A 6,347-nucleotide genomic window follows, 5' to 3' on the forward strand; every position below is an offset into this window, starting at 1 on the left:
AAAACCTCGGTGTATCGGTTTCTACCTTGTACCGTTGGCTACCTGCCTCGACTCAGCCTTAACGTACTTTAAATTCCGTTTTCTGAGGTGACCCCAGTACAGGACAGGTAAGGTTGATGTTTGGCGCAATCACATTGTTGACGAAGCCATGCGCATGAATGTTTTTAATGAGCCTTTGCCACATTCTGAAATTAAAGGCATTGCCAAGAGCGTTGCTAACTGGACATGGAAACATATGCGTCATGACACTGAGGCATTCAAGAAAAGGCAATCTGCAAGGGGAAAGCTGAGTGGTAAGGCTCGATTATCTAAAGCCAACAACCTTAAAACGTCAGCAATAGTTTTGCGTGAACAAGGAAACTCAATTACTGCAATTGCTCAAGCCTTACAGGTATCAGTACGGTCTGTAAATTCTTGGCTAAACAGTTCCAAATGAGAATAATTCTCAAAGTGTGCAACGAACCAATATCAGATAACAGCCGTAAGGCTGGGTTTTGGTTTCTGTCTTTTGCGCTCTGAGTAATCTCTTTTGTGTTGCCTTTGACGTCATTGGTAGTGGTCTTGTTTACGCTCTCTTTGTTAAGTTTTGTAATGAAATAATAAAAATAAGTAAATAGTAAAAAATCCACTTGCTAAAATATTTACTTTGTGCTAACGTGTATTACGTTTGGGGAACTAGGCTCTATGTGTTGAGTACGGACTCTAAACTGTTTTCAGGGTTTATTCAATATTGCTTATATGTGTGCCTCGCTATAAGGATTTTGAATTATGTAGCTCTCTTATAAATCATCAAACTGCAAAGAGTTTCAGGACGGCTTTGTAAATTTAATAACTATTGAAATAAGGATAACAATTTGACTGTAAACTACAAAGAAGCAAATAGAGAATTAAAAAATCAGCTAATCAATAAAGTAAATAATAACGAGCTGAATACATTTATTACTTTAAATCCAAACAAAAATTGCAGCTTAGAGAAATTGAAATTTGCTGTAGGTGAATTCAACAAAATGGTTAAAGGTAGAATTTTTCAGTCTGAAACTTTTATTAACCAGTACGGTGGATATGGATTTGTTGAGTATGGAAATGATTTAGAAATTCCTCATGTTCATGCTTTGGTTTTTGTGCCTGAGAAGCGACTAGAATATTTTCATCGTAAGGCAGGTAAGATTTGGAAAGCTTGTCATAAGCAAGGCAGCTTTAATGTTCAACATATTGACGCATCAACAAGTGAGCGGATTGTTGATTATGTTTTCAAGGAAGCTGATAAGGAATTTTGCGTTAGGCACGGCAATCCACTTGATAACATCATCCCATTTTAATCTAATGCATGACGTATAATATTTTACGGTTTTTTGAATCGTGTAGAGATTTAGGCTTAATGAATGTGGGCAATTTTTTGTTAGATTACATTGTAGAATGTGCAATTGATATTTTGATGTAATTTACAAAATGATGGCATTTAACGAAATACGCTACTTTGGTTATCAGGTGGCGTTTTTTAATGCCCGCAATAATCTACGCAATTAATTGCCGTAATTTTAATTTTAATACTTCTTTGAGTGAAGAAAAGTTATTCAAATTTTGGTAGATAATTCGATAAACTCATCATTTATTGAAATTGGTAGATAACAGCAGATAACGACAATTGTTGTATTTTGTTGGGATTATTGAATTAAAGTAATCGATAAAAGGGCTGCTTAATTCTCTTGGCAAGGAAAAAGCTATAGCGTTAAACAGCCCATATATCACTCGTTATTATCATTCACGGTCACGCTTGTTTGTAGCTCGTAATCATTAACTCTCAGTAATGTGCATTGGTCTAAATTAAAACTTCGCATATCATCAAGAGTGAAAATAGCCGCTTTGCTTTCGTCTTGAGTGTAACCACAACCACGCTCTAGCCAATATCCCTTTGCAGATTTAATACGATACTTATTCATTTTTGCAGCCTCTTGTTATCAATTGTATGCTGAGATTTACCGTCTATCACTTAAACTAAGATTTTAGTTATCACTGATAAACCTTTCAATAATCATACAAAAAGATATTAAATAATAGGTTATTTTGTGCTGAGATAAATTCTAATAGGCTTATAGTTTAACGTATTACAATCAGATAGAATGGATGCATTGCCAAAATGCTCCATGGAAAATAATCTTAATGATTTTTAAGAATGAAATCCCTAACCAAGTCATCCATGTCTATTCGGCAAAGTACCCTTCAAAGCATGTTGAAGAATGGCATCATCATTCTTGCTATCAATTAATTTATGCCATTTCTGGTCTAATACGGGTTCATACCAATGATGCTATGTGGATTTTGCCCTCTACGTACGCGGTATGGATGCCTCCTTATATTGAACATCGATTGGAAATACTCACCGACATCGAAATCAGAAGTGTATTTGTACAGCCATTGGCACGAGCTGACTTAATCAATTACCCACTCACTTCGCAGGTTTCACCGTTGCTCAGGGAGTTAATCATAAATGCAGCTACTTTTAATAACAATGTGTTATCACACACACGTGAAGAGCGTGTCATTGAGTTGATTTTAGATGAATTACGCTTGTTGAAAAAAGAACCTTTATACGTCCCTTTACCTCGTGATGGCAAATTAAAATCAGCCTGTGAAAGCATACTTAATAAGCTTTATTACCCTTGGCAGTTAGCAGATCTGGCTAACATCATGAGTGTTAACGAACGCACTATTACTCGTTATTTCAGACAGGAAACAGGTTTAAGTTTTCAGGAGTGGCTGCGCCGCCAGCGTTTACTGACGGGCTTATCATATTTAATCAAGAAACATTCAATTACCGAAACAGCATTAAAGGTAGGCTATGATAATCCTAGTGCTTTTGCTACCATGTTTAAAAGCTATATGGGCTGTACACCTAGTGAATATCAATTGAATGCTAGCTGATTATTGGTAACTTAGTTGTGGGTATACTGTTATCAAACTATTCAAAATAGCCTGCAATGCTGCCTTACTAATATCTTTCTCAATAGCAACACCATAAAATACTTCGGATTGATTGAATTGACACCCCACATATGCAACCGCTTGGCTATCTGTAGAGTGGCCTAAGCTGTGCTCATCATAGTGTAAGACAGTGATTTCTCCATCAAACAGTTGGGTTAATGCATTAATCCATGCACTGATTAAACCTTTGCCATGGCCTAACAAAGATATCTGACGTTCATCTTGCAGTAAATTGGCTTTAATTGTGCCGCTTTCAGCATCAAATGTGAAATTTGACAAACTAAGTTTCGGCTTGATTTTCAAACCATATTGTTCCCGAAACAAACTCCAAATTTCAGCCATACTGATTTCTTTACCATGTGAATCTGTATGCTTTTGTATGTGATGGCTGAAATCTTGCTGTAAATATCTGGGTAGTATCAGACCATGATTCTGTTGCAAAATCCAAGATGCACCACTTTTGCCTGACTGACTGTTTACCCGAATGACTGCTTCATAAGAACAACCAATATCTTTTGGGTCCAAAGGTAGATAGGGCACATTCCATAACTCAGATTCATGCTCTTTTCGCCATTGAAAGCCTTTTTTAATCGCATCTTGGTGAGATCCTGAAAATGCGGTAAATACCAACTCTCCAGCATAGGGGTGGCGTGGATGAACCGGCAAGGCAGTCATCTTTTCTGCCATACTCACAACCTTACTCATGTTGGAAAAATTCAAATTAGGATGTATGCCTTGTGTATACAAGTTCATCGCCAATGTAACTAAATCCACATTTCCTGTGCGTTCCCCATTTCCAAATAAGCAACCCTCTACTCGTGATGCACCCGCCAGTTGCGCCAACTCAGCGGCTGCCACACCAGTTCCACGATCATTATGGGGATGGACACTGATACAAGTATGCTCACTTGGTTGCAGAGTCTCTATCATATATTCAATTTGATCGGCATAAACATTTGGGGTATTTACTTCTACCGTTGCAGGTAAATTTAGTATTAATGGGTATTGTGCATTTGGTTTCCAAACATCCATCACAGCTCTACAAATTTCTACACTGAAAGCAAGTTCAGTCATACAAAAAGTTTCTGGTGAATACTCTAAGGTCCAATGAGTTTCAGGGTGTTGAAGACAAAACTCTTTAATTTGGGTGGTTGCCGCTATCGCTAATTCAATTACCTCTTTTTGACTCATTTGAAACACTTGCTCACGAAAAGCGGGTGCAGTGGCATTATAAACATGCACAATCGCTTTTTTTACCCCCAACAAACTCGTCATTGTTGTGTTAATTAGCTCAGGCCTAGCTTGGGTAATGACTTGTATTGTTACGTTTTCTGGTATCTTATTTTGTTCAATTAAATAACGTACAAATGAATAATCTGTATCAGAAGCGGCAGGAAATGCTACTTCAATTTCCTTAAAACCTATTTCTATTAAACACTGAAAATACTCCGCCTTACTTGCTCCATCCATAGGATTGGCCAATGCCTGATTACCATCTCTTAAATCTGTAGAACACCAACGGGGAGGCTTGTTTAAAACTTGAGTTGGCCAGTGACGTTTTGTTTTGATAACGGTAGGAAAAGGTTGGTATTTTGTTGCAGGGCTATTCAACATTATTGACTCCATTCATTTGTAGTAAATTGATTAAATCAATTTTATGAGTATGAGTTTAATAATGCCTTTGAGTATGGGACATTGGCCTTTTTAAATAAGACAAATATGCAAAAAAAGACTTAGTAGTATTACCAAATGTGAGTTGAGCTTTGTTAGCAAGGTCAATTATCAGCTATATCGAGTTTAAAAAAATCAACACTTGATTCTGACAAATACATCGAATGATTATTTGTTTTATAGGTTCTGTCGGATTAAGAGCAATGCATGTTAACGTGGCAAATATATAAATAGGATAAAATCACATGAAATAATAATTCTCTAAAATAAGAGCTTATTGCGAATCGATTTTATACCGCTTAATGATGTGCTGCTGTGGCAATGGCACGGCTAACTAACTCATTTAGGCTGATGCCTTGAGCAATAGCAGCAGCCATGGCATCTTCATGTAATTTCGGATTAATCCGAACATTAAAGCGTCCTGAATATTGTTTTTTTGGCTCGATACCGTTCTCTTTACACACTTCTAAAAACACTTTTAATGATTCAGCACCTTCTCTACGTAAGCTTTCTACATCAGCCGCATAAAAATCTGCTCCACCATTTAATCCAATAAATTCACCGCGAAACAACTCAATTTCAGAATCATATGCAATCACGGCTTTGTAGCCATTAATTATCATCGTATTAATCATGGTCTTACTCCATTTTCATCTAACCACTTTCGAACACTGGCAACAGCCCCTTTATCGGTATCAGGGCTAGGATGCGGACGATGAAACACTTTTACCTGTCCGAATAACACAACCGCTATACGTGAACCTTCACGCTCCTGCACGTTTGCTCCTAGCTCAATAAATAAGGCTTCGATCTCCGTCCATTTTATACTTCCTGATACTGGTCGATGGAAAATCAGTTCTAAGGTTTTTTGATGTTTTCGTTTCATTTTTCAGTACCAATATTTAGTACTATTATCACACGAATTTACTGAAGCGGCAACATTCTGTTTTGTAAGTTACAGTTCTGAATAGATTTATTTTAAATAAGCATAAACCGTCATCCTGGTGATGCCAAAAGCTTTGGCCACACTTGATTTGCTTTCACCAGCAGCAATACGCTGTTTTAATTGTTCAACTTGTTCTGGCGTTAGTTTAGGTGAGCGACCTTTGTACTTACCTTTGGCCTTAGCCAAAGCGATGCCTTCTCGCTGACGTTCGCGAATCAATGCGCGTTCAAACTCGCTGATGGCAGCCAACATGGTCAGCATCATTTTGCTGATGGCATTGTCATTACCTTCCGCCCCAAAAGTTAAACCTTCTTTTAAGAATTTGATCACCACACCTTTGGCAGTAATCTCTTTGACCAAATTCTGCAAATCAATGTTGTTACGAGCGAGGCGATCGATGGATGTGACTTCAATAATGTCACCTCGACGAATGTGTCTCATCATTTCTTGTAATTTCGGACGTTCAACATCTTTGCCGGAAACTTTATCAATAAACAATTCATCGCAATGCTGAAGCTGTTCCAACTGCCGTTCGATATTTTGATCAACAGTCGATACCCGGACATAACCAATAATTTGACCCTTCATATCACCAAAACCCATATTTTGTAATATTAGGATTATAAGAATTTATTTATACATTGTATATAAATTGATTTTTTAATTTTTATACAATAACAAAATTTCTTGATTTTATTGAATTTTGGATAATTTGGTATTTAAATATAATTTGTAAAAATAGGGTGTA

The 6,347-nt window shown here is 37.0% G+C and carries 8 protein-coding genes; 3 read left to right on the forward strand and 5 right to left on the reverse strand.

Going from position 1 to position 6,347, the window contains the following annotated elements:
- Positions 1-148 precede the first annotated feature (148 nt).
- Positions 149-436, forward strand: a complete 288-nt coding sequence (locus H150_RS0113235) for a helix-turn-helix domain-containing protein (protein ID WP_019959534.1) — start codon at positions 149-151, stop codon at positions 434-436.
- A 418-nt stretch (positions 437-854) separates the two neighbouring features.
- A complete protein-coding gene (locus tag H150_RS0113240) occupies positions 855-1,319 on the forward strand; it encodes a rep family protein (RefSeq protein WP_019959535.1) in 465 nt (154 codons plus the stop codon).
- Between the two features lie 426 nt (positions 1,320-1,745).
- On the opposite strand, the gene H150_RS14580 is transcribed toward H150_RS0113240, so the two are convergent.
- Positions 1,746-1,940, reverse strand: coding sequence for a hypothetical protein (locus tag H150_RS14580; RefSeq protein ID WP_019959536.1), 195 nt, complete (start codon positions 1,938-1,940; stop codon positions 1,746-1,748).
- Positions 1,941-2,160: 220 nt separating this feature from the next.
- Between H150_RS14580 and H150_RS0113250 the strand changes: the two genes are divergently transcribed.
- Positions 2,161-2,922, forward strand: coding sequence for an AraC family transcriptional regulator (locus tag H150_RS0113250; protein WP_019959537.1), 762 nt, complete (start codon positions 2,161-2,163; stop codon positions 2,920-2,922).
- Here H150_RS0113250 and leuA read toward each other — a convergent pair whose 3' ends face one another.
- The 4 genes from leuA to H150_RS0113270 form a co-directional block, all read right to left on the reverse strand.
- Complete coding sequence (leuA, locus tag H150_RS0113255; protein WP_019959538.1) at positions 2,923-4,596, reverse strand: 2-isopropylmalate synthase; 1,674 nt, start codon at positions 4,594-4,596, stop codon at positions 2,923-2,925. It abuts the gene before it with no gap.
- 356 nt (positions 4,597-4,952) lie between these two features.
- Positions 4,953-5,288 carry a type II toxin-antitoxin system HicB family antitoxin gene (locus H150_RS0113260; RefSeq protein ID WP_019959539.1) on the reverse strand — a complete coding sequence of 112 codons (336 nt, stop codon included), beginning with the start codon at positions 5,286-5,288 and terminating at the stop codon, positions 4,953-4,955.
- Positions 5,285-5,539, reverse strand: a complete 255-nt coding sequence (locus H150_RS0113265; protein ID WP_019959540.1) for a type II toxin-antitoxin system HicA family toxin — start codon at positions 5,537-5,539, stop codon at positions 5,285-5,287. The genes H150_RS0113260 and H150_RS0113265 overlap by 4 nt, the downstream gene beginning before the upstream one ends.
- An 87-nt stretch (positions 5,540-5,626) precedes the next feature.
- The gene (locus H150_RS0113270; RefSeq protein ID WP_026353726.1) at positions 5,627-6,187 is read right to left on the reverse strand and encodes a recombinase family protein; all 561 of its coding nucleotides are present in this window, start codon (positions 6,185-6,187) and stop codon (positions 5,627-5,629) included.
- Positions 6,188-6,347 lie beyond the last annotated feature (160 nt).

Origin of the sequence: Vitreoscilla stercoraria DSM 513 (assembly GCF_000382305.1) — a bacterium.
GTDB lineage: Bacteria > Pseudomonadota > Gammaproteobacteria > Burkholderiales > Neisseriaceae > Vitreoscilla > Vitreoscilla stercoraria.

Bases quoted from the DNA above. Each gene is read 5' to 3' on its own strand.
- H150_RS0113235 (WP_019959534.1), top strand. From the start codon at position 149: ATGCGCATGAATGTTTTTAATGAGCCTTTGCCACATTCTGAAATTAAA.
- H150_RS14580 (WP_019959536.1), bottom strand. From the start codon at position 1,940: ATGAATAAGTATCGTATTAAATCTGCAAAGGGATATTGGCTAGAGCGT.
- leuA (WP_019959538.1), bottom strand. From the start codon at position 4,596: ATGTTGAATAGCCCTGCAACAAAATACCAACCTTTTCCTACCGTTATC.
- H150_RS0113270 (WP_026353726.1), bottom strand. From the start codon at position 6,187: ATGAAGGGTCAAATTATTGGTTATGTCCGGGTATCGACTGTTGATCAA.
- H150_RS0113250 (WP_019959537.1), top strand. From the start codon at position 2,161: ATGATTTTTAAGAATGAAATCCCTAACCAAGTCATCCATGTCTATTCG.
- H150_RS0113260 (WP_019959539.1), bottom strand. From the start codon at position 5,288: ATGATTAATACGATGATAATTAATGGCTACAAAGCCGTGATTGCATAT.
- H150_RS0113265 (WP_019959540.1), bottom strand. From the start codon at position 5,539: ATGAAACGAAAACATCAAAAAACCTTAGAACTGATTTTCCATCGACCA.